21 protein-coding genes and 1 tRNA gene are annotated in these 21,106 nt (G+C 66.1%); 16 read left to right on the forward strand and 6 right to left on the reverse strand.

The window, feature by feature from the left end:
• Positions 1-6 precede the first annotated feature (6 nt).
• From Ga0080574_RS19365 to Ga0080574_RS19375, 3 genes are all read left to right on the forward strand, one after another.
• Positions 7-2,877: a Calx-beta domain-containing protein gene (locus Ga0080574_RS19365; RefSeq protein ID WP_076703422.1), complete on the forward strand. Its 2,871-nt coding sequence runs from the start codon at positions 7-9 to the stop codon at positions 2,875-2,877.
• Between the two features lie 168 nt (positions 2,878-3,045).
• Positions 3,046-5,277, forward strand: coding sequence for a calcium-binding protein (locus tag Ga0080574_RS19370; RefSeq protein ID WP_156876412.1), 2,232 nt, complete (start codon positions 3,046-3,048; stop codon positions 5,275-5,277).
• A gap of 99 nt (positions 5,278-5,376) precedes the next feature.
• The gene (locus Ga0080574_RS19375; RefSeq protein WP_076703426.1) at positions 5,377-6,144 is read left to right on the forward strand and encodes a DeoR/GlpR family DNA-binding transcription regulator; all 768 of its coding nucleotides are present in this window, start codon (positions 5,377-5,379) and stop codon (positions 6,142-6,144) included.
• 6 nt (positions 6,145-6,150) lie between these two features.
• On the opposite strand, the gene Ga0080574_RS19380 is transcribed toward Ga0080574_RS19375, so the two are convergent.
• The gene (locus tag Ga0080574_RS19380; RefSeq protein ID WP_076703429.1) at positions 6,151-7,461 is read right to left on the reverse strand and encodes an aspartate aminotransferase family protein; all 1,311 of its coding nucleotides are present in this window, start codon (positions 7,459-7,461) and stop codon (positions 6,151-6,153) included.
• On the reverse strand, positions 7,458-8,459 hold the full coding sequence (locus Ga0080574_RS19385) for a phosphotransferase enzyme family protein (RefSeq protein ID WP_076703431.1): 1,002 nt from the start codon (positions 8,457-8,459) through the stop codon (positions 7,458-7,460). The genes Ga0080574_RS19380 and Ga0080574_RS19385 overlap by 4 nt, the downstream gene beginning before the upstream one ends.
• Before the next feature lie 188 nt (positions 8,460-8,647).
• Between Ga0080574_RS19385 and fabG the strand changes: the two genes are divergently transcribed.
• A complete protein-coding gene (fabG, locus tag Ga0080574_RS19390) occupies positions 8,648-9,427 on the forward strand; it encodes a 3-oxoacyl-ACP reductase FabG (protein ID WP_076703433.1) in 780 nt (259 codons plus the stop codon).
• 83 nt (positions 9,428-9,510) lie between these two features.
• Positions 9,511-10,179, forward strand: a complete 669-nt coding sequence (locus tag Ga0080574_RS19395; protein WP_076703435.1) for a cysteine hydrolase family protein — start codon at positions 9,511-9,513, stop codon at positions 10,177-10,179.
• 25 nt (positions 10,180-10,204) lie between these two features.
• On the opposite strand, the gene Ga0080574_RS19400 is transcribed toward Ga0080574_RS19395, so the two are convergent.
• Positions 10,205-10,897, reverse strand: a complete 693-nt coding sequence (locus tag Ga0080574_RS19400) for an NUDIX hydrolase (RefSeq protein ID WP_076703437.1) — start codon at positions 10,895-10,897, stop codon at positions 10,205-10,207.
• Positions 10,898-10,956: 59 nt separating this feature from the next.
• On the reverse strand, positions 10,957-11,418 hold the full coding sequence (locus tag Ga0080574_RS19405; RefSeq protein WP_083716901.1) for a DUF983 domain-containing protein: 462 nt from the start codon (positions 11,416-11,418) through the stop codon (positions 10,957-10,959).
• Between the two features lie 235 nt (positions 11,419-11,653).
• Between Ga0080574_RS19405 and Ga0080574_RS26290 the strand changes: the two genes are divergently transcribed.
• From Ga0080574_RS26290 to Ga0080574_RS19425, 4 genes are all read left to right on the forward strand, one after another.
• Positions 11,654-12,388 (forward strand): EF-hand domain-containing protein, encoded by a 735-nt coding sequence (locus Ga0080574_RS26290; RefSeq protein WP_237219290.1) that lies wholly within the window; start codon positions 11,654-11,656, stop codon positions 12,386-12,388.
• Positions 12,389-12,474: 86 nt separating this feature from the next.
• Complete coding sequence (locus tag Ga0080574_RS19415; protein WP_380658270.1) at positions 12,475-13,059, forward strand: RNA polymerase sigma factor; 585 nt, start codon at positions 12,475-12,477, stop codon at positions 13,057-13,059.
• The gene (locus Ga0080574_RS19420) at positions 13,046-13,420 is read left to right on the forward strand and encodes a hypothetical protein (RefSeq protein WP_076703441.1); all 375 of its coding nucleotides are present in this window, start codon (positions 13,046-13,048) and stop codon (positions 13,418-13,420) included. Before Ga0080574_RS19415 ends, Ga0080574_RS19420 begins: the two co-directional genes overlap by 14 nt.
• Positions 13,421-13,423: 3 nt before the next feature.
• Positions 13,424-13,939 (forward strand): periplasmic heavy metal sensor, encoded by a 516-nt coding sequence (locus Ga0080574_RS19425; RefSeq protein ID WP_076703443.1) that lies wholly within the window; start codon positions 13,424-13,426, stop codon positions 13,937-13,939.
• 16 nt (positions 13,940-13,955) lie between these two features.
• On the opposite strand, the gene Ga0080574_RS19430 is transcribed toward Ga0080574_RS19425, so the two are convergent.
• Positions 13,956-15,368, reverse strand: a complete 1,413-nt coding sequence (locus Ga0080574_RS19430; RefSeq protein WP_076706067.1) for a diguanylate cyclase — start codon at positions 15,366-15,368, stop codon at positions 13,956-13,958.
• A gap of 105 nt (positions 15,369-15,473) precedes the next feature.
• Here Ga0080574_RS19430 and Ga0080574_RS19435 point away from each other — a divergent pair, with 105 nt between their 5' ends.
• The 6 genes from Ga0080574_RS19435 to Ga0080574_RS19460 all read left to right on the forward strand — a co-directional run bounded on the left by Ga0080574_RS19435 (position 15,474) and on the right by Ga0080574_RS19460 (position 18,968).
• The gene (locus Ga0080574_RS19435) at positions 15,474-15,758 is read left to right on the forward strand and encodes a DUF3572 domain-containing protein (protein WP_083716902.1); all 285 of its coding nucleotides are present in this window, start codon (positions 15,474-15,476) and stop codon (positions 15,756-15,758) included.
• Entirely contained in the window at positions 15,755-16,453 is a 699-nt protein-coding gene (locus Ga0080574_RS19440) for an HAD family hydrolase (RefSeq protein ID WP_076703445.1), read from the forward strand. The genes Ga0080574_RS19435 and Ga0080574_RS19440 overlap by 4 nt, the downstream gene beginning before the upstream one ends.
• A gap of 93 nt (positions 16,454-16,546) precedes the next feature.
• On the forward strand, positions 16,547-17,164 hold the full coding sequence (locus Ga0080574_RS19445) for a heme NO-binding domain-containing protein (protein WP_076703446.1): 618 nt from the start codon (positions 16,547-16,549) through the stop codon (positions 17,162-17,164).
• Positions 17,161-18,150, forward strand: a complete 990-nt coding sequence (locus Ga0080574_RS19450; RefSeq protein ID WP_076703448.1) for a GGDEF domain-containing protein — start codon at positions 17,161-17,163, stop codon at positions 18,148-18,150. Before Ga0080574_RS19445 ends, Ga0080574_RS19450 begins: the two co-directional genes overlap by 4 nt.
• Positions 18,151-18,232: 82 nt before the next feature.
• Positions 18,233-18,307, forward strand: a tRNA-Gln gene (locus tag Ga0080574_RS19455).
• Between the two features lie 271 nt (positions 18,308-18,578).
• On the forward strand, positions 18,579-18,968 hold the full coding sequence (locus Ga0080574_RS19460) for a GFA family protein (protein WP_076703450.1): 390 nt from the start codon (positions 18,579-18,581) through the stop codon (positions 18,966-18,968).
• An 81-nt stretch (positions 18,969-19,049) separates the two neighbouring features.
• Here Ga0080574_RS19460 and Ga0080574_RS19465 read toward each other — a convergent pair whose 3' ends face one another.
• A complete protein-coding gene (locus Ga0080574_RS19465) occupies positions 19,050-20,261 on the reverse strand; it encodes a polyhydroxyalkanoate depolymerase (protein WP_076703451.1) in 1,212 nt (403 codons plus the stop codon).
• A gap of 102 nt (positions 20,262-20,363) precedes the next feature.
• Between Ga0080574_RS19465 and Ga0080574_RS19470 the strand changes: the two genes are divergently transcribed.
• Positions 20,364-21,017: a glutathione S-transferase family protein gene (locus Ga0080574_RS19470; protein ID WP_076703452.1), complete on the forward strand. Its 654-nt coding sequence runs from the start codon at positions 20,364-20,366 to the stop codon at positions 21,015-21,017.
• The last annotated feature ends 89 nt before the right edge of the window (positions 21,018-21,106 follow it).

Genomic DNA, 21,106 nt, shown 5'->3' on the forward strand with positions numbered 1-21,106 from the left:
GAAAAAATGCCTACTGTATTCGTAAGTCGTGCCGTTGCCGAAGAAAGTTATAACTCATACCTCCAATTTACTGTGACATTGTCGGAACCGGCGGTGGATTCGGTCACTCTGGACTACCGCACTTTGCTGAATGGCACGGCGTCCGATTTCGACACCCGTTACGCCAGCACCAGCAGCAGCAATAACGGCACCGTCACCTTCGCTCCTGGCGAGACCAACGCCACGATTTCGATCCGTGCGGACTCTGACACCACCGACGAACCAGACGAAGCCATCACGCTGGAATTGAGCAACCTGTCGGAGAATGCCGACTTCGCCAATGGCGAGGCGGTGACCCGCGTTTTCGGCACGATTCTGGACAATGACGGCGACGGCTCGAACCTGTCGGTCTTTGTCTCCGATCCGGTGATCGTCGAAGGTGACAACGGCGCCCGTGAGGCGGTGTTCGACATCGTTCTTTCGCGCGAAGTCAACGACAGCTTTTCGCTGAGCTATTACACTGTCGACGGATCGGCACAGGCGGGCAGCGACTACACCGCGACGAATGGCAGTGCCACTTTTCTGCCGGGACAGACCTCAACCCAAATCAGCGTTCCGATCACGACGGATACGGTTGCGGAAACCAGCGAGTATTTTTCACTCGTCGTTTCGCCGCCGTTGTCGCCGCAATTCGACACGACCGGCGCGGTCGGAAACGCGCATATTCTGGATGATGACAGCGGCGCCGGAGCAGTGGTCTCAATCGAGGGCAGCGCCACCCAGGAGAGCTATAACAACTATGTGCGCTTTACCGTCACCCTGTCCGAGCCGCCGGTCGATGCGGTCAGCATGGACTACCGCGTGCTGTTGAGCGACAGCGCTGGAAATGACGACCTCCGCTACTATTCGACCTCGACTTCGAACAACGATACGCTGACATTCGCGCCCGGGCAGACGACGGCCAGCGTTTTTGTCCGGCTGGACAGCGACAGCATTGACGAGCGCGACGGCGCTTTCACGCTGGAACTGACCAATCTCTCCGAGAACGCGACATTCGCCGGTGGCGGCAACAGCCTCTCGGCGCTCGGCTTTTCGCTGGATAATGATGGCGTCGGCGCAAATGCAATTCTCGAGGTTCTCGATCCTGTCCTGACGGAAGGCGATGGCGGCATTCAATATGCCGTGTTCGAGATCCAGCTTTCCCGCCCGGCGACCACCGCCTTCACCGTTGATTACGAAACCGCCGATATCACGGCCTTTGCCGGCAGCGATTATGTGGCCACCTCGGGCACGCTGACCTTTGAAGAAGGCCAGGACAGGGCCGCTGTCCGGGTTCGGGTTCTGGGGGATACGCTCAGCGAAGCGACCGAGAGCTTTGCTCTGAACCTCTCGACCTCGCCCAACGTGTCGCTGGGCACGGCCGGTCTCTCCGGTGAAGCGACCCTCATCGACAACGATTCCGGGTCCGGGCTGCTGCCGGTTCTGTCGATCACCGACACGGTGAATACCAATGAAAGCTATAACGGCTATCTGCGCTATGTGGTGACCCTGTCGGAGCCCTCCGACGAACCGGTCACGGTGGACTACACGACCGTGCTTGGGTCGGCTCTGGACAGCGATCTCTATTACACCTCGAGCAGCAGCAGCAATAACGGGTCGCTGACCTTCCAGCCCGGCGAAACCAGCCACAGCATCTATCTGCGGGCGGACAGCGACAGCCTCGACGAGCGCGATGAATCGGTTCTGATCCGGCTCGAAAACCCGGCCGGCGCCGTGCTTGCCGGTGGCGTGTCCAGCCTGACCGCCGCGGCCTTCATCCAGGACAATGACGGTCTTGGGCTGAACATCGCCGCGGTCGGACAGCCCGCGCGGATCGACGAGCCGGCCTCCGGTGCGGTCACGGTCGCCGTGCCGCTGACCCTGTCGCAGGCGCCGGACGAGGAACTGGTTTTCAACGTCTATGTCACCGGGGGCACCGCCTCGCAGGGGCAGGATTTCTCGCTGGTGTCGTCGCAAGTGGTGTTCGCCGCAGGACAGACCAGCTCGGCCGTGCGGTTGACCGTATCTTCGGATTTCGCCGACGAGGCGCCGGAAACGGTGATCCTGAACTATCAGCCGGTCGCGGGCTCCGAATTCGCAGGGACCATCCCCGAGCATATCTTGACGCTTGGAAACTTCACGCAGGCCACCGAGCTCGACGACAGCATTCGCGGATCTGTCGGCAACGACTCCATCGACGGGCTGGCGGGCAATGACTGGATCCTCGGCGAGGATGGGAACGATACGCTGCGCGGCGGCAATGGTGTCGATACGATCAGCGGTGGCAGCGGCGACGATTTCATTTTCGGCGGCGGCGATGCGGCGGATCTGCGCGACGTGATCTACGCCGGTGCGGGCAATGACAGCGCGGATGGCGGCTACGGCAACGACGAGCTGCGCGGGGATGCCGGCAATGACACGCTGGTCGGCGGGTTCGGCGCCGACACGATCATCGGCGGTGACGGCAATGACGTGCTGACCGGTCAGGCCTGGTCGGATGCGATCTTTGGTGGCAACGGCAACGATTTCATCAATGGTGGTTTCGGCTTCGACCGGGTCAATGGCGGCGCAGGGGCGGATCAGTTCTATCACCTGGGCGCCGATGGCCATGGCTCGGACTGGATCCAGGACTACAGCGCGGCGGAGGGCGACCGTCTGGTCTATGGCGGCGGCGCGGCTACGGCTGACGATTTCCTCGTACAGCGCGCCACGACCCCCGGCGCCGGCGCGGCGGGGGTGCAGGAGGTCTTTATCACCCACATCCCGAGCGGCGATCTGCTCTGGGCGCTGGTCGATGGCGACGCGCAGGGCGCGCTCATGGTGACGGCGAACGGCGTGAGTTTCGACCTGTTGGCATAGAGGCGGCAAGCAACGCCCTCAGCGCAGTTTCGAGGCGGGCGCGGGACCAGTCCCGCGCCCGTTTTGCGTTCCGCGCGCAAGGAGGGCAGCGGTAACGCGATGCTTGCCAGAGCGCTGTATCCTATTTAACGTCACGTCACTTCATTAAGACCACCAAGAGATTTCGACATGACAACAGGTACTGGCGGTACGTTTTTCCTCGGCCCCGAGGGGCTTTCGCAATTTGGCAGCCTCGTCCGGATGATCGGAGATCTGAACGGCGACGGCATTGTGGACATGGCCATCACCGCGCCAAGAGCGGGCAACGGCTACGCCACGGCCGGGTCGGACAACATGGATCAGGTTGGCGTGACCTGGATCGTCTATGGCCGGTCCGGCGACCTGAATCCGCTCTACGATTTTGCGTTCGGCGGCGATTTCAGCCCGGATGGCGCCACGGTCTCCGTGATCCAGGGCGCGGAAGCCAATGGCAACCTCGGCTATACGCTGAACCCGGCGGGCGATGTGGATGGCGACGGGATCGACGATCTGCTGATCGGCTCGGACCGCCTCGACGGCAGCAGCGGCGGGGCCTTCGTGATCTATGGTCAGCCGGGCGGGCTGCCCGCGGTGGTGGATGTTGATGCGCTCGGGCCGGGAACGGGCACCGCCCTGACCGGCGCGTCGTCGGTCCAGTTCGCGCTGCTGGCCGACGGGCCGGGCGACGTGAACGGCGACGGGCATGACGATATCTACATCACCAGCCAGAACGACAACCTGGCCTATCTGGTCTTTGGCAATGGCGCCGATCTGCCCGCCACGATGGATCTCGACAGCGCCGCTGTCGCCGGCCGTGTGCATGTGTTCGAAAATGCCGACACGCGCGGCGGTGCCATCGGCGATATCAACGGCGACGGGATCAACGATCTGCTCGTCCAGCGAGAGACCGGATCGGACTCCGTGGTGCTTTTCGGAGGCGCGGGGCTACAGCCCGGGCGCACCGATCTCGATACCGCCGTGTTCGATGGCAGCAACGGCTTCGTGCTGGAGGCAGGCGGTTTCTGGACGGCAGAAGGACTGGACGACGTCACCGGGGACGGGATCGGTGATCTGCTGTTGCAGGGCTACAGTTATAGCTATCTGATCTTCGGCTCCGACGAGGGCTTTCCGGCGGTGCTCGACGTAACGGCGCTGGACGGCAGCAACGGCCAGCGCCTTTCGGGCGGCGTCAGCATGTCTGCGGGGGGTGTCGGCGATGTGAATGGCGACGGTATCCGCGATTACGTCATCGGCTCGCGCAACGATGCGACGGCGGGCACGGGGGCCGGGGTCACCTATCTGGTTTTCGGCCAGGTCGAGGGGCATGCGGCGGATGTGGATCTCACAACGCTCGACGGCAGCAATGGCTACCGGATCTATGGCTCTGCCAATTTCGACAATGTGGCCGGGGGGCAGCTCGGGGACGTCAACAATGATGGGTTCGCGGATCTCCTGACCGGCATTATCCGCTATGACGGTCCTCCGGTGAACGGCATTCCCGCCTATGATATCGGCGGCGCGGCGGTGATCTACGGCGGGCCTGCGCGGCTCGCGGCGCTGGATGCGGCGGATGGCGCGGTGGATGGGGTGCTCGATCTGACCCATCTCGCCGACAGCCTGAGCTTTACCGAGCCCGAGCCGGTACCGATCGGCACCGGCACGCCCGAGGGCACCGAGGGGGACGACCGGCTGACCGGGGGGGCGGCAGGTGACGTCATCGACGGGCTCGATGGCAACGATACGCTGGACGGTGGCGCGGGCGCCGACACGCTGGATGGCGGCGATGGCACGGATACGCTGATCGGCGGGGAGGGCGACGATGTGCTGATCGGCGGCACATCCGAGGCGGATCTGCGCGACGTGGTCTATGGCGGCGCGGACGAGGATTCCATCGACGGCGGCTACGGCAATGACGAGCTGCGCGGCGATTCCGGAAATGACACGATCATCGGCGGCTACGGTGCCGACACCATCATCGGCGGTGCGGGCGACGACGTGCTGACAGGCCAGGCCTGGTCGGACGCGATCTTCGGCGGCGACGGCATGGATTTTATCAATGGCGGCTTCGGCCACGACCGGGTGAATGGCGGCGCGGGCGCGGACCGGTTCTATCATCTCGGCGTGGAGGGGCACGGGTCCGACTGGATTCAGGATTTCTCCGATGCCGAGGGCGACGCGCTGGTCTATGGCGGCAGCGCTGGGATCGGGGATTTCCAGGTCAATTTCACCGAAACCGCCAACGCCGGCGCGGCGGGGGTCGAAGAAGCCTTCGTGATCTACCGGCCCACCGGGCAGATCCTCTGGGCGCTGGTGGACGGCGCCGCGCAGGATCACATCGACCTTCTCATTGGCGGCGTGAGCTACGACCTGCTGGCGGTCTGAGAGCCGCCGTGCCGAGGGGCTTGTCGGCGCGGCGGACCTCTGCTTGACTCCTGTGGAAAGGGCGCGCCGTTGCGCGCTGTCTCCGGAACAGGGCAGGGCATGTCGCGCAAGAAGGACAGGCGCCAGAAGGCGATCCTCGATCAACTATCGATCAACCCGACGCTGCGTGTCGGGCGATTGTCGGACCTGCTGGAGGTGACCACGGAAACCATCCGCCGCGATCTCGAAGAACTGGCGGCTGAAGGGCTCATCAGCCGCACCTATGGCGGTGCGATGCTGCGCCAGCCGGCGGAGCCGTCGCTGTCGCAGCGCCATACCGAGCTGGTGGAGGAGCGCGCGGCGATCGGGCGGGCTGCGGCGCCGCTGCTGAGCGGCGCGCGGGTGCTCATGCTGGGCTCGGGCGCCACCACGACGCAGCTCGCCAAGCGCATCGCCTTCGAGATGAGCGATCTCACGGTGATCGCGCATTCGGTCAGCGTGGCGGCGGCGCTGGCGATGAACCCCACGATCCAAGTGGTGATGGCGCCGGGGATCTATCATCCGGGCGAGGGCGCGCTGCACGGTGCGCAGACCGTGCGCTTCCTCTCGGATTACTCCGCCGACTGGTCGGTGACCGGCGCCAGCGCGATCTCGCCGCTGGGCCCGTCGGATGCGCTGATGGAGGCGGGCGATGTCTATGCCACGATGCTGCGGCAGAGCGCGCGGCACATGGTGCTGGCGGATCATTCGAAATTCGACCGCATGGCCACGGCACGTTACGCCGACTGGGGCGAAATCGACGTTCTGGTCAGCGATGCACGTCCGCAGGGGCCGTTGCAGCGCGCGCTGAAGGCGGGTGGGGTGGATCTGCGGCTGGCGCGGGGCTGAGGGCGCTCAGGGCAGGACCGCGCCGGCGAAAGCCTCGGTGAAGCGGTCGGCCTCGGCCTGGCTGAGGCAGAGAGGTGGGCGCAGCTTCAGCGTCGCGCCATAGCGTCCGGCGGCTCCGATCAGCACGCCCGCGTCGCGCATCGCGTCGATGACCTGCACGGTGAACGCCGCATCCGGCGTGCCGGGCGCATCCGGCGCGCAGAGATCGACGCCGAGAAACAGCCCCGCGCCACGCACCGCCGCCACCCTGGGCGCGCGCGCCGCGATCTCTTCGAGATCGGATTTCAGCCGCGCGCCGACGCGCTGCGCGTTGTCCTGAAGCCCTTCCTCCTCGATCACCCGCAACACCGCCAGCCCGGCGGCGCAGGCCACGGGATTGCCGCCGAAAGTGTTGAAATAGCCGGTGTCTTCGCAGAAAGCGGCGAGATGCTCGGGCCGCGCCGCCATGCCGGCCATGGGAAAGCCGTTGCCCATGGGTTTGCCCATGGTGACGATATCGGGGGCCACGCCGTGGCGCGCATAGCCCCAGAAGGCGCTGCCGGTGCGGGCGAAGCCGGGCTGCACCTCATCGGCGATATAGAGCCCGCCCGCCGCTTGCACCGCCTCGACGGCGGGGCGCAGAAAGCCCGGCGGATCGGCAAAGATCCCGTCGGAGGAAAAGATCGAATCCGCCAGAAGCGCCGCCGTGCCGATGCCGCGCGCGTCGAGCTCGGCCATGGCGGCGCGTATGGCACGGGCGAACCCGCCCGCGATGTCGTCGCCATAGGCTTCGCGACCCGGCGCCGGGACGGTGACCACATGCGCCGGCGGGGCGGTGCGTTTCAGTGCCGAGGGCGAGGCTTCGGTCACCAAGGCGGTGTTACCGTGATAGGCGGTCTCGGTGACGACGAACCCGCCCGCGCCGCTCACCTGCCGCGCCACCCGCATCGCCAGATCGTTGGCCTCGCTGCCCGAGCAGGTCAGCACGACGTTCGACAGCGCCGAAGGCAGCCGCGCCTTCAGCGCTTCGAGATAGGTGTCGACCCCGGCGACCAGATAGCGGGTATGGGTGTTGAGCGTCGCGATCTGCCGCGACACCGCCGCGACCACCTCCGGGTGGGAGTGACCGACCGAGGGCACGTTGTTGTAGAAATCCAGATAGCGGGTGCCGTCCACCGCGACCATCCAGGCGCCCTGTGCGGAGACCATCTCGATGGGGGCGCGGTAGAACAGCACCGAGGCCGCGCCGAGATTGTCGAGCCGCCGCGCCACCGGCCCGGCACCGCCCTGACGGTTGTCGAAGGCGTTCATCTCGAGAATCCGGCGCGGTTCGCTCATCTCTCCTGCTCCGCGAGATAGGCCTCGGCCAGCGCCACGGTGCCCTCGGTATAGGCGGCGTGCCCGGCCATGGCGGCGGTTTCGGTCTCCGCATGGCTGGCGATCCAGGCGGTGAGCAGCAGGCGGCGGAACATGATGAAGGTCGGGATCATCGCCACGTCCTCGTCGGACAGCGGCGCGACCGAGCGGTAGCCGCGTACCCAGGCCGCTTGCAGCGCCGGCACGATCGAGTCGGTTTCGAGGAAGGAGATCGCTGCGGCGAAATCGTAGATGAACCAGGAAAACCCGCAATCGTCGAAGTCGATCACCGCAAGATTGTCGCCATCGGCGAGCAGGTTGGCGAGCCGCAGATCCGCATGCACCAGCCCAAAGCGCTCCGGCCCGGCGCCATAGGCGGCGAGTTTCTGCTCCAGCACATTGCAGAGCCGCTCCAGCAATGCTCCCTGCGCCACGGTCAGCCCCAGCGCCGCGCGCCAGTCGCCCCAGAGCGGGGCGGGGCCGAAGGCGGTCTCGAAATTCCAGGTCTTGCGCAGGAAATGCTCGGGCGGTGTCCAGTTGCGGCTGTGCCCGTGCAGCTGGGCGGAGATCGCGCCCAGCGTCTCGAAACCGGGCACGAGGCTGGCATCCGCATCGGGTTCGCGCCCGGGCATGAATTCGAAGCCCACCACATGGCGGGTCTGGCCGCTCTCCTCGAAACTGGCGATATGGCTGCCGTCGCGCAGGCGCAGCGGCTCCGGCGTCAGCACCGCGCCGCTCTCGCGTAGGGCGGAGATCCAGGCGAGCTCGGACTCGATCTCGGCGCGGCTGTGGTAATCGGGCCGGTGAACGCGCAGGATCAGCGGCGCGTCGCGGGCGGGATCCTCGGCAAGGAAGGTGGCGTTTTCCGACAGCGTCAGCAGCCGGATCGTCGTGTCGGGGCCAAGACCCCATTCCGGCGCGAGCGCTTCGGCCCCCCGCCGCAGGCGCTCGACAAAGTCGTCCTCATACAGTCCCGACATCTGCCTGCCCTTTTCTTCCGCATCGCCCCATCGGGGTAACCAGAGAATTTGTATCTTGCAACATTTTGCTTGCTCACCTCCACATTCGTGCAAATCATCCGCTTCAGATGCGCAAAAAACACCCACGCCGCCGGCGGATGCGCGGCGGGCGCGGGGACCTCGAACAACCTCGAACAAGGAGCACTGATATGCTGACATCCATTGCGGGAAAATCGGTGATCGTGACCGGCGGGTCAAAGGGGATCGGCAAGGGCATCGCCACGGTCTTTGCCCGGCAGGGGGCAAAGGTGATGATCGCGGCGCGCGGGCAGGCAGCGGCGGAGGCCACGGTGGCCGAGATCGCGGCGGCGGGCGGCACGGCGGCCCATACGTGCTGCGACGTGGCGGACTGGGACAGCGTGCAGGCGATGGTGGCGGCCACGGCGGAGGCGTTCGGCGGCGTCGATATCCTCTGCGCCAATGCCGGGATCTTTCCGCAGGTGAAGCTGGTGGATATGGACCCGGAGCAGTGGGACAGCGTCCTGTCGACCAATCTCAAGAGCAGTTTTCTCTGCGTGAAGGCCTGCATCCCGTATTTCGAAAAGGCCGGCAAGGGCCGGGTGGTGCTGACCTCGTCGATCACCGGGCCGGTGACGGGCTTTCCGGGCTGGGCGCATTACGGCGCGTCGAAATCCGGCCAGCTCGGCTTTCTCAAGACCGCCGCGATGGAGCTGGCGCGCTATGGCACCACGATCAACGCGGTGATGCCGGGCAATATCTATACCGAGGGGCTCCAGGATCTGGGCGAGGATTATCTGAAGACCATGGCCGCCTCGATCCCGCTGAAACGGCTGGGCGCGGTGGAGGATATCGGCAACGCGGCGCTGTTCTTTGCCAGCGACGAGGCGGGCTATATCACCGGCCAGCAGATCGTCGTGGATGGCGGACAGATCCTGCCGGAGAGCCTTGAGGCGATGGAGGAGATCTGAACACGTCCCGTGCCCCGCTCCGGGGCATCTTTTCACCGGTGAGGCCCCGGATCAGGTCCGGGGCGGGTTGGGAGACAAGACCCATGAGCTGGAAAACCGCCTGGCGCTCGTTCTATTACGAGACGGCCGAAGAGCCCGAGGATATCGTGCTGGAGGCGCCGAAGACGGCGCTTCTGGTGATCGACATCCAGAACACCTATCTGGAGCTGCCCGACGACCCGGCGGAGGCCGCGCGCTGGGCGCCGTTTTTCGAGCGGATGCGCGAGGTGGTGATCCCCAACACGGTGGCGTTACAGGCCTGGGCGCGGGCAAACGGGATCGAGGTCATTCACGCCCGCATCGCCTGTCTGAAAGAGGACGGGCGCGACCGCTCGCTGTCGCAGAAAAAGCCCGGCTTCAACTATCTGCTGCTGCCAAAGGACCGCCCCGACAGCCAGATCGTCGACGCAGTGGGCCCGGCAGGGGACGAGATCGTGGTGACCAAGACCACGGATTCTGCGCTGACCGGCACAAACCTGCGGATGATCCTGCACAATATGGGCATTCGCGACGTGATCGTGGCGGGGATCTTCACCGATCAATGCATCTCGTCTTCGGTGCGCTCGCTGGCGGATGAAAGCTTCGGCGTCGTGGTCGTCGAGGATTGTTGCGCGGCGGCGACGCGGGAGCTGCACGAGGCCGAGCTGCGGATCATCAACATGATTTATTGCCATGTGGTGAGCAGCGCCGAGGTGAGGGGCTTTCTGGCCTGAGCGATGCTAGGGCCCGCACAGGGCCTCACTCGGTCATCGGATAGCCCTTGAGCCGCAGGAACAGGCTTTCCTCGTCGTCATTGCGGAAGAACGGCACCGAGGCCGACGGGGCGTCGTCGCGGGCGCGGGCGGTGACCTCGGCCAGCACCACCTCGGTGATGAAGGGCATGTCGAAATGCCGCAGCTCCTCCAGTCCGATCCATTGCAGGTGGCTCAGTTCGTCGCAGGCGGCGGAGAAATCGTCGGGGTCGGTGGCGATGGCATCGGCATCGACGAGAAAGAACCGCGCGTCGAAGCGGCGGGGACGGCCCGGCGGCGTGATGGCGCGGAAGACAAAGCGCAGCGCCGAGGCGTCGGGCACATGGCCGGTCGCGGCAAAGCTGCGCCAGTCGGCGGGCGGGTCGGCCCAGTCGCCGGGGGTGCCGAGGATGAGGCCGGTTTCCTCCCAGAGTTCGCGAATCGCCGCCACCGCCAGCGGATGCGCCATGCCGGCGCGGGAATCCTCGGACAGCCGCGTCTGGCAGAGCGGCGGCAGCGGCCGGGTGAGGGGCACATCGGCATCCTCGCGATCCACCGCGCCGCCGGGAAAGACGAACTTGTTGGGCATGAAGGCCGCGGTGGCGCCGCGCTGGCCCATCAGGATGCGCGGTGCGCTGTCGCGGTCGCGCATCACGATCACCGTGGCCGCGTCTCGGATCGCCGTCTTGTCGATGCCCATTCCTCCTCCTGCCGCCGGGGCGTGGCGGCGCGCTCAGCCTGGGGCCGCGCCTCCCCGCGCTAGAACCCGTGCATGTGGCGCGCCCACTGGAACCCCACGATCGCCCCTTTCAGTCTGGGCAGAAGATAGAGCGACAAACCGATGCAGCCAATGGAGAAAATGGTGATCAGGATCAGCGGCTCCGGGCGCCAGGTGGTGAACACCCAGAGCAGCGCCGGCGCCATGATATGGCCGACGATCAGGATCGTCAGATAGGCCGGCCCGTCATCGGCGCGGTGGTGGTACAGCTCTTCGCGGCAGACCGGGCAATGGTCGCGCACCTTGAGATAACTGCTCAGGATCGGGCCGGTGCCGCAATTCGGGCAGCGCCGGCGAAAGCCTTTCCAGATCGCGGGCCAGGTTTCGCGCTCCTCCTGCGCGGCGGCGGCGCTGGTATCGGGGGCGGCATCGAGCGCCACTTCCGCGGGGTCGATGGGGCGGGCCGTCTCGGTGGCGGTCTCATGTTGTGTCATTTCGGACATCGGGTTCCTCGTCTCCTCCCGGCACGGTGCAGCAGGCGGACATAACAAAAAAGTGGGCAGACTGTCCTTGCGGCGCGATGTCGCAAATCGGGGTGAAGCATACATCTTTGATTTTCGCGGCAGCACGCGGCATGTGCAAATATTTTCGACGGGATGGCGGCGCTGCCGCGTGCAAGGAACAGATCGGCGCCGCAGAGGATGCCGACACAGACGCGACAAACAGGAGATCGCAGCCATGACACGCATGACCAAACTTCTTACCGGTGCCGCCATCCTCGTGATGGGCACGGCGGGTCTTGCCTCGGCTTTTCCCGGTGGCAACGGGCAGGGCGGCAATGCCCAGGGCCGCGCGCCGATGTTCCAGCAGATGTTCGAGCAGCTCGATACCGATGGCGACGGCAGCGTCACCCAGGCGGAACTCGACGCGATGGGGCCGGGCTCGGCCTTTGCCGACGCCGATGCCAATGATGACGGGCTGCTCGAAGGCGACGAGCTGCTGGCCTTCCAGGCTGCACGGCAGGCCGCCCGCGAGGCGCAGCGCCAGCAGCGCATGCTGCAACGTTTCGATGCCGATGGCGACGGCAAGCTGAGCCTTGAAGAGCTTCAGGCGAATGCGCAGGGTCCGCAGCGCATGTTCGACCGTCTCGACGCCGACAATGACGGGGCGGTGAGCGAAGAGGAAATGGGCGCCTTCGATTTCGGGCGTCAGGGCAACGGCTCCCGCATGCGGATGAACCGTCCGGACGACCGCCAGCGCGGCCCCGATATGAACCGCCAGTATATGCGCGGGCAGTGGGGGGCGCCGCACGGCCATTACGGCCATGGCATGTATATGCACGGTCAGGGCTACGGCCACCAAGGCTACGGTCCGCAGGGCTATGGTCCGCAAGGGTACGGTCCCCAGGGCTACGGCCCGCAGGGTGGCATGCGCCCCGGCGATTGCGGCCAGATGCCGCGCTGGGGCCGCTGAGCCAGAGGCGAGGCTCCGGGCGGCGCCTGCCGCCCGGGACCGTTGCGCCGCGCCCGGCTTCGGGCTAGCGCATTGGGATGGACCGGATGCCGTATGACGCGATGAGTGACAGGAGCGACGAGTCTCTGCTGGCCGCCTATGCGGAGGGCGAGCCTGAGGCGGCGCGCGCGCTCACGCTGCGGCTGGGGCCGCGTGCTTTCGGTCTCGCCATGCGGATGCTGAAGGACCGGGCCGAGGCCGAGGACGTGGCGCAGGAGGCGCTCTTGCGGCTCTGGCGCGCGGCGCCGGGCTGGCGCGAGGGCGAGGCCAAGGTCTCGACCTGGCTCTACCGGGTGGTGTCGAACCTGTGCATCGACCGGATGCGGCGGCGGCGCGGCGGCCATGTCGATCTCGACGCGATTGCCGAGCCCGCCGATCCCGCGCCTTCGGCAGAGAGTGAATTGCAGGAGAGTGAGCGCGGCGCGGCCTTGCAGGCGGCGCTCGACACATTGCCCGAACGGCAGAAACAGGCGGTGGTGCTGCGGCATCTCGAAGGGCTCTCGAACCCCGAGATCGCCGGGATCATGGACATTGGCGTGCGTGCGGTCGAAAGTCTGACCGCGCGCGGCCGCAAGGCGCTGGAGGGGCTGTTGCGCTCCAGGCGCGCGGAGTTGGGATATGACGATGACTGACAAGCGCAAGGCGGAGGAAGGGGGGCTGGCCCCCTGGTTCGAGGCGGGCCGCGCCGAGGCGCCGGCGCCGTCGGGAGACTGGCTCGCGCGGATGGAGGCGATGGCGCTGGAAGAACAGCCCGCGCGGCGTTCGGCTGAAGCGCCTGTCGCACGGGCGCGCCGCAGCCGGCTGCGCGAGATGTTGGCGGCGCTGGGCGGCTGGCCGGCCATGGCCGGTCTGGCAGCGGCCTGCGCCACCGGCATCTGGTTCGGCGCGGCGGCGCCCTCGGGGCTGCCCGACTGGCTGCCGGTGTCCGAGGGCGATGCGATCACCGCGCTCGAACCGGCAAGCGGGTTCGATTACGCCATGCTGGGGCTTTGACCGATGAGTGATGACGCGAAAACACCGACGAAACCGGCGCGCGGGCTGCGCCTTGCGCTCTTTGCCTCGCTGGCGGTGAACCTGGCGGTGCTGGGCCTCGTGCTCGGCGCGGTGCTGCTGCGCCCGCCCTTCGACCGGGCCGGGCCGCCGCACGGGCGCGATTTCGTCTTTCCCTATACCCGCGCCTTCGACGAGGGGCAGCGCCACGAGCTGGGCCGCAACCTGCGCGGCGCCTTCGAGCGGGATCGCGAGCGCGATCCGCTGCGCCCCCATGGCGGTCTGCTCGGCGGCTATCGCGCGGCGCTCGAACTGCTGCGCGCCGAGCCCTTCGATCCGCAGGCCTTCGGCGCCGCGCTCGACGCGCAGAGCGCCCGGGCCGAGGCGCGTCAGGCGGCGGGCCAGCGCGTGCTGATCGACTATGTCGCCTCGCTGACGCCCGAAGAACGCGCGGCCTATGCCGGGCGCCTGGAGGCCGAGATCGAGCAGATGGCGGAGCGGTTCCGGAAATACCGCCGCTGAACACGCGCGGCGTCGCTCAGGGCGCGGCGGAGGCGGCGCGTCCGGCATCGTCCCAACCGGTATCTTCGGCCAGTGCGATACGGTTTCGACCGGCATCCTTGGCTTTGTAGAGCGCCCTGTCGGCGCGGTCGAGCAGGGCTTCGGGCCGTTCGGTCACACCGCGCCTCGCCAGCGCCACGCCGATGCTGACGGTCGTGCCGATGCGCGCGCCATCGCCCGGCAGGGTGACGGTACTGCATTCGATCACCCGGCGCAGCCGCTCGGCGGTGCGCAGTGCCGCCTCCCGCCCGGTATCCGGCATCGCCACGAGAAACTCCTCGCCGCCGATCCGCGCCACAAGATCCGCCACCCGCAGGTTTTCGGAGATCCGGCGCGCCACCTCGGTCAGCACCGCGTCACCGGTGGCATGGCCATGGCTGTCATTGATCTGCTTGAAGCGGTCGAGATCGGCAAGCAGCAGCGCGTAGGGCCGGTTCTGTCCGGCGGCGCGATCCGACAGACGCGCAAGATGGGGCAGGGCATAGCGGCGGTTGTAGAGCCCGGTCAGCGGATCGGTCACCGCCGCGCGCAGCCCGTGCTGCATATTGGCGCGCAGCCGGTCAGCCGTGCGCTTGCGCGAGATCTGTTTCGGCAGGCGCAGGATCAGCTCTTCGGGATCGAACCCGTTGACCAGCAGGTCATTGGCGCCGAGATCGAGCGCGCTGGCGGCCTCCTGCCGGCAATCGGCCCGTGTGACGTAGACGATGGCAGTCTGCCGCAGGTCAGGGGAGGTGCGCAACTGGGTCAGCAGCGACAGCCCCGCGCCGGACATGCTGCCGGTATCGACGATCACAAAGACCTCGGGCACCGGCGCGTCGAGATGCAGCGCCTGTTCCGGGGTCATCTCTTCGAACCGGTCGGGCAGGCAGGACCGCATCGCGGCGATGCCGTCGCGCAGGGGGATATCCATTTGGACCGGAACGATGGCGATGCGCGCGGGCACCTCGAGCCCGGCCGGCGGTTCGGCCAGCCCCAGAGCACGGCGGGTGTCGTCGCGCAGACGCAGCTCATCTTGGGCGTGGCGCGCCCGCAGCAGGCTGCGCAGCCGTGCCTGAAGCACCAGCTCGTCGATCGGGCGGGCAAGCACATCGTCGGCCCCGGCGGCCAGCGCGCGCATGCGCTGGCCCCGGTCCGGTTGCGGATGCACGAGGATCACCGGCGTGTCGGCGGCATCCGGCATCGCCCGCAGCCGGGTGCAGAAATCCCGCCCGGTCATGTCCGGTAGGTCCGTAGCGGCGAGGACGAGATCCGGTTTTTCCCGCCGGACCGCCAGCAGCGCCTCGGCGCCCGAAGCGGCTTGCAGCACCTCGTAATAGGCGGCGGTCAGCTTGACCCGCATGATGATGCGGTTGGTCGGCACACCATCGGCGATCAATATCCGTCCTGTCATTGCACCGGTTCCGGCCATGGGGTAGGCAAACGCATGGCTTGCGCTTCCTGTCGAAGGCAGTCTTCCTTAAAAACGGTTAACAAACTCTTTCGGATTTGAGGCGAAATCATGCTGTCGCGGGAATCCGCCGAAATGATCGGGTTGCAGGCCGTCGCCTGGCTGGCGGCGAATGAAGAGCTTTTGCCGGTGTTTCTGGGCGCGACCGGGGCCTCGGCAGAGGAGTTCCGCGCCGGGCTCGAGGATCCCTCCTTTCAGGGCGCGGTGCTGGATTTCATCCTGATGGACGATGCCTGGGTGTCGGCGTTCTGCGAGGCGGAGCGTCTCGACTACGAACGCCCGCGCGCCGCCCGCGCCATGCTGCCCGGCGGCGGCGAGGTGCACTGGACATGAGCCTGCGCGCCGATGCGGTGCTGTTCGACAAGGACGGCACCCTGTTCGAATTCGGCGCCACCTGGAACGCTTGGGGCCACGGAGCGCTGCGCCATCTTTCCGGCGATTGCGACGTGGCGCTGGGCGCACTGGCCGCCGCATCGCGCTTTGATCTCGCGCGCGGAGAATTCCTGCCCGACAGCCCGGTGGTGGCCGGCACCAACCGCGAGGCGGCGGAGTGTTTGGCCGGAGCGCTGCCGCATCTCGTGGCCGAGGAGGTCGAGCGCTACCTGACGGAGACCGGCAGCGAGGCGCCGATGGTCGAGGCGGTGCCGCTGATGCCGCTGATGGCTCAGCTCGAGGCGCTGGGGCTGGCGCTTGGGGTGATGACCAACGATGCCGAGATCGCCGCCCGCGCGCATCTGCGCAGCGCCGGGATCGAGACGGCGTTCCGCTTTATCGCGGGGTTCGACAGCGGCCATGGGGCCAAGCCCGACCCCGCGCCGCTTCTGGCCTTTGCCGATGCCATGGGGCTGCTGCCCGCGCGCGTGGTAATGGTCGGCGACAGCCCGCACGACCTCTCTGCCGGTCGCGCGGCGGGCATGCACACCGTGGCGGTGCTGACCGGGCCTATCGGGGCGTCGGAACTGGCGCCGCTCGCCGATGTCGTGCTGCCGGATATCGGCCATCTGCCCGCCTGGCTCGGCGCCGCCTGAGCCACCGCGTTTTTCCAACAATTTTGTCTATTACCGACTTCTTAAACCGGCTCTGCAATTCTGCCCAAAACGACAGGCAAGCGGGACAAGCAGATGCACGGGCTGATCGCCAGGACACTCCAGTGTTTCCTGCAAGATACCTACGGGCAGGGCGCGTGGCAGGAAATCGCGCGCAGGGCAGAGATCGACTTCGCCGATTTCGAGGCGATGCTCGACTATGAAACCCGGGTGGTGGAGCAGGTGCTCGACGCCGCCGTGACGCGGCTCGACAAGCCGCGCGAGGCGATTCTGGAGGATATCGGCACCTATCTCATCACCCATGCCAACAACGAGGGGCTGCGCCGCCTTATGCGCTATGGCGGGGTCGATTTCATCGACTTCCTGCATTCGCTCGAGGATCTGCCGGGGCGCGCCCGGCTGGCCGTTGCCGATCTCGACCTGCCCGAGCTGGAGTTGACGGATTCGTCCCCGGGCCAGTTCCTGCTCTCCTGCAATGGCAGCCTGCGCGACGCGCCGGGATTCGGACATGTGCTGGTGGGGGTTCTGCGGGCGATGGCGGACGATTACGGCGCGCTGGTTATACTCGATCACCGCGGCGCGCTCGACGGGGCCGAGATCATCGATATCACCGTGGTCGAGACCGATTTCGCCGAGGGGCGGGAGTTCGATCTCGGCGCGGTGCTGCCGGCGCGGCGGAGTACCGCGCCATGAGCCTGCCGCCGGAAACCATGGATACGCTCTGCCCGATGTATCTCCAGATCGGGGCGGACGGGCGCGTGCGGCGCATGGGGCCGACGTTGCACAAGCTGCTGAAAGGACGCTGCGGGCGCGGCATGCCCTTCGCCGAGGTGATCCACATCTACCGCCCGAAACGGGTGACCACGTTGCCGGGGCTGCTGGCGATGGCCGGCCGCAAACTGCAATTGCGGCTCTGCTGCGGGCCGCGCATGACGCTCAAGGGGCTGGCAATGCCGGACGGGGAGGACGGCGCGATCATCAACCTGTCCTTCGGCATCGGCGTCGTCGAGGCGGTTCGGTGTCATTCGCTGACCAGCACCGATTTCGCGGCCACCGACCTGGCCATCGACATGCTTTATCTGGTGGAGGCGAAATCCGCGGCGATGGAAGCGTCGCGGACGCTGAACCGCCGGCTTCAGGGCGCCATGCTTGCCGCCGAGCAGCGTGCCTATACCGATACTCTGACCGGGCTGCGCAACCGCCGCGCCATGGACCATGTGCTGCAACGGCTGATCCGGGTCGGCGAGCCGTTCGCGGTTCTGCATATCGACCTCGATTTCTTCAAGCAGGTCAACGACACGCGCGGCCACGCGGCGGGCGATCAGGTGTTGCAGGCCGTGGCACGGGTGATGCTCGATCTGACCCGCAAGGAGGACACGGTGGCGCGGGTCGGCGGCGATGAATTCGTCATCCTGCTGGCGGGGCTGACCGATGTCGCGCGCCTGTCGGAGCTTGCCGAGCGGCTGATCCGTCGCATCGAGCGACCGATCTCGCTTGACGGGTCGCTGTGCCGGATCTCCGCCAGCATCGGACTCGCCCTCAGTCAGCCTGACAGCGAGTCGCCGCAGACCGCCGAAGCGCTTTTGGAACAAGCGGATATCGCGCTTTACACCGCCAAGCGGCTCGGCCGCGGGCAGCATGCCTTTCACGAGCCCGAGAGCGTCGCGAACCCGCGCTGACAGCTTCGCAAGAAAGGTGCGTTTTTTTGCGATTGGAGGTCTTGATCCCCGTGAATTGGTAGCGTAAGACCGCCGCCACGGTTGGGGTGTAGCCAAGTGGTAAGGCAACGGTTTTTGGTACCGCGTACCGCAGGTTCGAATCCTGCCACCCCAGCCAGTGTTTCCCTTGATGCTCGAAATGAGTCACTCGCGGCGATCAAGTGAGCGCTTCTGAGCCCGCTTGCTCAGCCGAGCCGCCGGCATCGCATGCGTGCAGCTCGTATGGAGGCAAAGGGGCCAGCAGAAAGCCGATCTCGGTCTCTCTGATTGCACGGCCTTGGGGGTGCGCCAAACTTGAGTTTGGAAACCGTTGCGGGCAGTTGGCGTGATCGCTTTACTGACCAGCAAATCTTCATGACAGAGATCACGCGGCCACAAGGAGATCTCATATGGAGACACGTACCGGCGGCTGCCTGTGCGGTGCGGTCCGCTTCGTGGCGAGCGGCCTGCCCGAGCGCGTGGGAATATGCCATTGCATGGACTGCCGGAAGCACCATGGCGCTGTCTTCTACGCCGCCGCGGTTTTTCCGGAGAGATCGTTCCGATATTCTGGGAACCCAAAAGAGTACGATGGCAGGTTTTTCTGTCCAGACTGCGGGTCGTCGGTATTCTCGAGAAGCGAAAACGAGGTGGAGGTGCATCTGGGGGCGTGCGATGCCCCTGGCCAGTTCGAGCCGACATATGAACTCTGGTGCTGCCGCCGCGAGCCCTGGCTGCCGCCTTTCCCCAACATGAGGAAGTTCACTCGGAACAGGACGGTCGACGACAGCGCCGAATAGGCTGAGCGGCTTCGAACGGCAACAAACGCTACCGGGAAGCGCACTAACCTCGTCGCGGGCCCCCGTCTTAACGCGGTGGATCTATTCCATCGCCAGGATCATGTTGCGCACCACCGGATAGATCTCGTTGTCCCAGCGGCGGCCGTTGAAGACGCCGTAATGCCCGACATTGGCCTGAAGATGGTGGCGCTTGAGATGCGGGCGCAGGGTCGAGCAGAGATCATGCGCCGCCGTGGTCTGGCCTAGCCCGCAGATATCGTCGCGCCCGCCCTCGACGGTGAGCAGGGCGGTGTTGCGGATCTTCGACGGGTCGACCTTGCGGCCGCGATAGGTGAAATCGCCGGTGGCGAGCTCGGCCTTCTGGAACACCCGGTCGATGGTCTCGATATAGAACTCCGCCGTCAGGTCGAGCACCGCGAAATACTCGTCGTAGAAATCCTTGATCCTCTGGGCGTCCTTGTCCTCGCCCGCCGCCAGAAGCTCGTAGAGCTTGCGGTGCTGCGCCTGGTGGCGCTCCATGTTCATGGTCATGAAGGCGGTGAGCTGGACGAAGCCCGGGTAGACCTTGCGCCCGCCGCCCGGGTAGCGCATCGGCACCGTCGAGATGACATTGCGCTTGAACCACGAGAGCGGCTTTTCATTGGCCAGATCGTTCACCGAGGTCGGGCTTTCGCGCACATCCACTGGCCCGGCCATCAGCGTCATCGAGCGCGGCGTGGCGGGGTTCTTGTCCTCCGACATCACCGCGACGGCGGCCAGCGTCTGCACGCAGGGTTGGCAGACGCCCAGAACGTGGCAGCCCGGACCCAGCTCTTCGAGAAAGCGGATCACGTAGCTGACGTAATCCTCCACCCCGAAATCGCCGGCGTCGCGCGGCACGTCGCGGGCGTTTTTCCAGTCGGTGATATAGACATCGTGATCGCGCAGCAGCGTGCGCACCGTGCCCGCCAGCAGCGTCGAGAAATGCCCCGAAAGCGGCGCGGTCACCAGCACCTTTGGCTGGTAGGTGTCGATGTCCTTCCTGAAATGCAGCAGCGTGCCGAAGGGCAGGTCGAGCGCCACCTCCTCGGTCACCGGCACCTCTCGGTTTTCCACCGGCACCGAATGGATGCCGAAGGGCGGACGCTCATGGCTGAGCTGGAAACGCGAGATCATTTCCATCAGTGCCGCGTTGCGGCGAAGCATCTCTCCGAACGGTCCGATATCGCGGGGCGAAAACGCCAGAGCCGAGAGCGCGGCGGTGCGAAAAGGGGCGATAATATCATCAAGCCCTTGATAAGCTGCATAAAGCACGATGATCAGACCTTATTGTTCCATGAAATATCTAGCCAAAACCAGATGGCTGTGCGACAAAAAATTACCGCAGTGCAGCATGAGGGGCGAAGTGAAGACGTCATGACACAGGCCACGCTCACGATTTCATCGAAAAACTACTCCTCCTGGTCGCTGCGCGGCTGGCTTCTTTGCAAGATGTCCGGGCTTGATTTCAAAGAGCAGCCGGTCGACCCGACCGATGCCGATGTGCGCCAGGAACTGCTGCTGCTCTCGCCCACCGTGCGGGTGCCGCGCCTGACCCATGGCAAGGTCGAGGTCTGGGACACGCTGGCCATCGCCGAATATCTCTACGAGATCTTTCCCGATGCCGGGCTCTTCCCCGAGGACGTGGCGCAGCGTGCCCATTGCCGCGCGGTCGCGGGCGAGATGCATTCGGGGTTCTACAACCTGCGCTCGGCGCTGCCGATGAATCTCAAGGCGCGGCATGAGAGCTTCAAGATCTTCTCCGGCGCGCGCCCGGATGTGGAGCGCGTCAAGGAGATTTGGGGCGAGTGTCTCGATGCCCATGGCGGGCCGTTCCTGTTTGGAAAACCGACCGTGGCGGATGCGATGTACGCGCCGGTCTGCACCCGGTTCCGCACCTATGCCGTCACACTCGACGATCGCTTGGAGGGGTATATCGACACGGTACTGAACTGGGCGCCGATGCAGGAATGGACCGAGGCGGCGCTGGCCGAACCCGAAGAGATCGAAGAGCTCGAAGTCGAGTTCTGAGGCCCCTCTGCCGCAGCGCCGGGGCGGTAAAACTCTGGCAAAACGCGGGTTTGGCCTCTATAGCTCGGGCCTGTCCGGTCCTCAGGTGC

Origin of the sequence: Salipiger abyssi (assembly GCF_001975705.1) — a bacterium.
Classification (GTDB): Bacteria; Pseudomonadota; Alphaproteobacteria; order Rhodobacterales; family Rhodobacteraceae; genus Salipiger; species Salipiger abyssi.

Coding starts and splice junctions, on each gene's coding strand:
- Ga0080574_RS19415 (WP_380658270.1), top strand. CDS start 12,475: ATGCCGTATGACGCGATGAGTGACAGGAGCGACGAGTCTCTGCTGGCC.
- Ga0080574_RS19430 (WP_076706067.1), bottom strand. CDS start 15,368: ATGACAGGACGGATATTGATCGCCGATGGTGTGCCGACCAACCGCATC.
- Ga0080574_RS19440 (WP_076703445.1), top strand. CDS start 15,755: ATGAGCCTGCGCGCCGATGCGGTGCTGTTCGACAAGGACGGCACCCTG.
- Ga0080574_RS19470 (WP_076703452.1), top strand. CDS start 20,364: ATGACACAGGCCACGCTCACGATTTCATCGAAAAACTACTCCTCCTGG.
- Ga0080574_RS19450 (WP_076703448.1), top strand. CDS start 17,161: ATGAGCCTGCCGCCGGAAACCATGGATACGCTCTGCCCGATGTATCTC.
- Ga0080574_RS19365 (WP_076703422.1), top strand. CDS start 7: ATGCCTACTGTATTCGTAAGTCGTGCCGTTGCCGAAGAAAGTTATAAC.
- Ga0080574_RS19445 (WP_076703446.1), top strand. CDS start 16,547: ATGCACGGGCTGATCGCCAGGACACTCCAGTGTTTCCTGCAAGATACC.
- Ga0080574_RS19460 (WP_076703450.1), top strand. CDS start 18,579: ATGGAGACACGTACCGGCGGCTGCCTGTGCGGTGCGGTCCGCTTCGTG.
- Ga0080574_RS19385 (WP_076703431.1), bottom strand. CDS start 8,459: ATGTCGGGACTGTATGAGGACGACTTTGTCGAGCGCCTGCGGCGGGGG.
- Ga0080574_RS19380 (WP_076703429.1), bottom strand. CDS start 7,461: ATGAGCGAACCGCGCCGGATTCTCGAGATGAACGCCTTCGACAACCGT.
- Ga0080574_RS19370 (WP_156876412.1), top strand. CDS start 3,046: ATGACAACAGGTACTGGCGGTACGTTTTTCCTCGGCCCCGAGGGGCTT.
- Ga0080574_RS19375 (WP_076703426.1), top strand. CDS start 5,377: ATGTCGCGCAAGAAGGACAGGCGCCAGAAGGCGATCCTCGATCAACTA.
- Ga0080574_RS19405 (WP_083716901.1), bottom strand. CDS start 11,418: ATGTCCGAAATGACACAACATGAGACCGCCACCGAGACGGCCCGCCCC.
- Ga0080574_RS19400 (WP_076703437.1), bottom strand. CDS start 10,897: ATGGGCATCGACAAGACGGCGATCCGAGACGCGGCCACGGTGATCGTG.
- fabG (WP_076703433.1), top strand. CDS start 8,648: ATGCTGACATCCATTGCGGGAAAATCGGTGATCGTGACCGGCGGGTCA.
- Ga0080574_RS26290 (WP_237219290.1), top strand. CDS start 11,654: ATGACACGCATGACCAAACTTCTTACCGGTGCCGCCATCCTCGTGATG.
- Ga0080574_RS19420 (WP_076703441.1), top strand. CDS start 13,046: ATGACGATGACTGACAAGCGCAAGGCGGAGGAAGGGGGGCTGGCCCCC.
- Ga0080574_RS19395 (WP_076703435.1), top strand. CDS start 9,511: ATGAGCTGGAAAACCGCCTGGCGCTCGTTCTATTACGAGACGGCCGAA.
- Ga0080574_RS19425 (WP_076703443.1), top strand. CDS start 13,424: ATGAGTGATGACGCGAAAACACCGACGAAACCGGCGCGCGGGCTGCGC.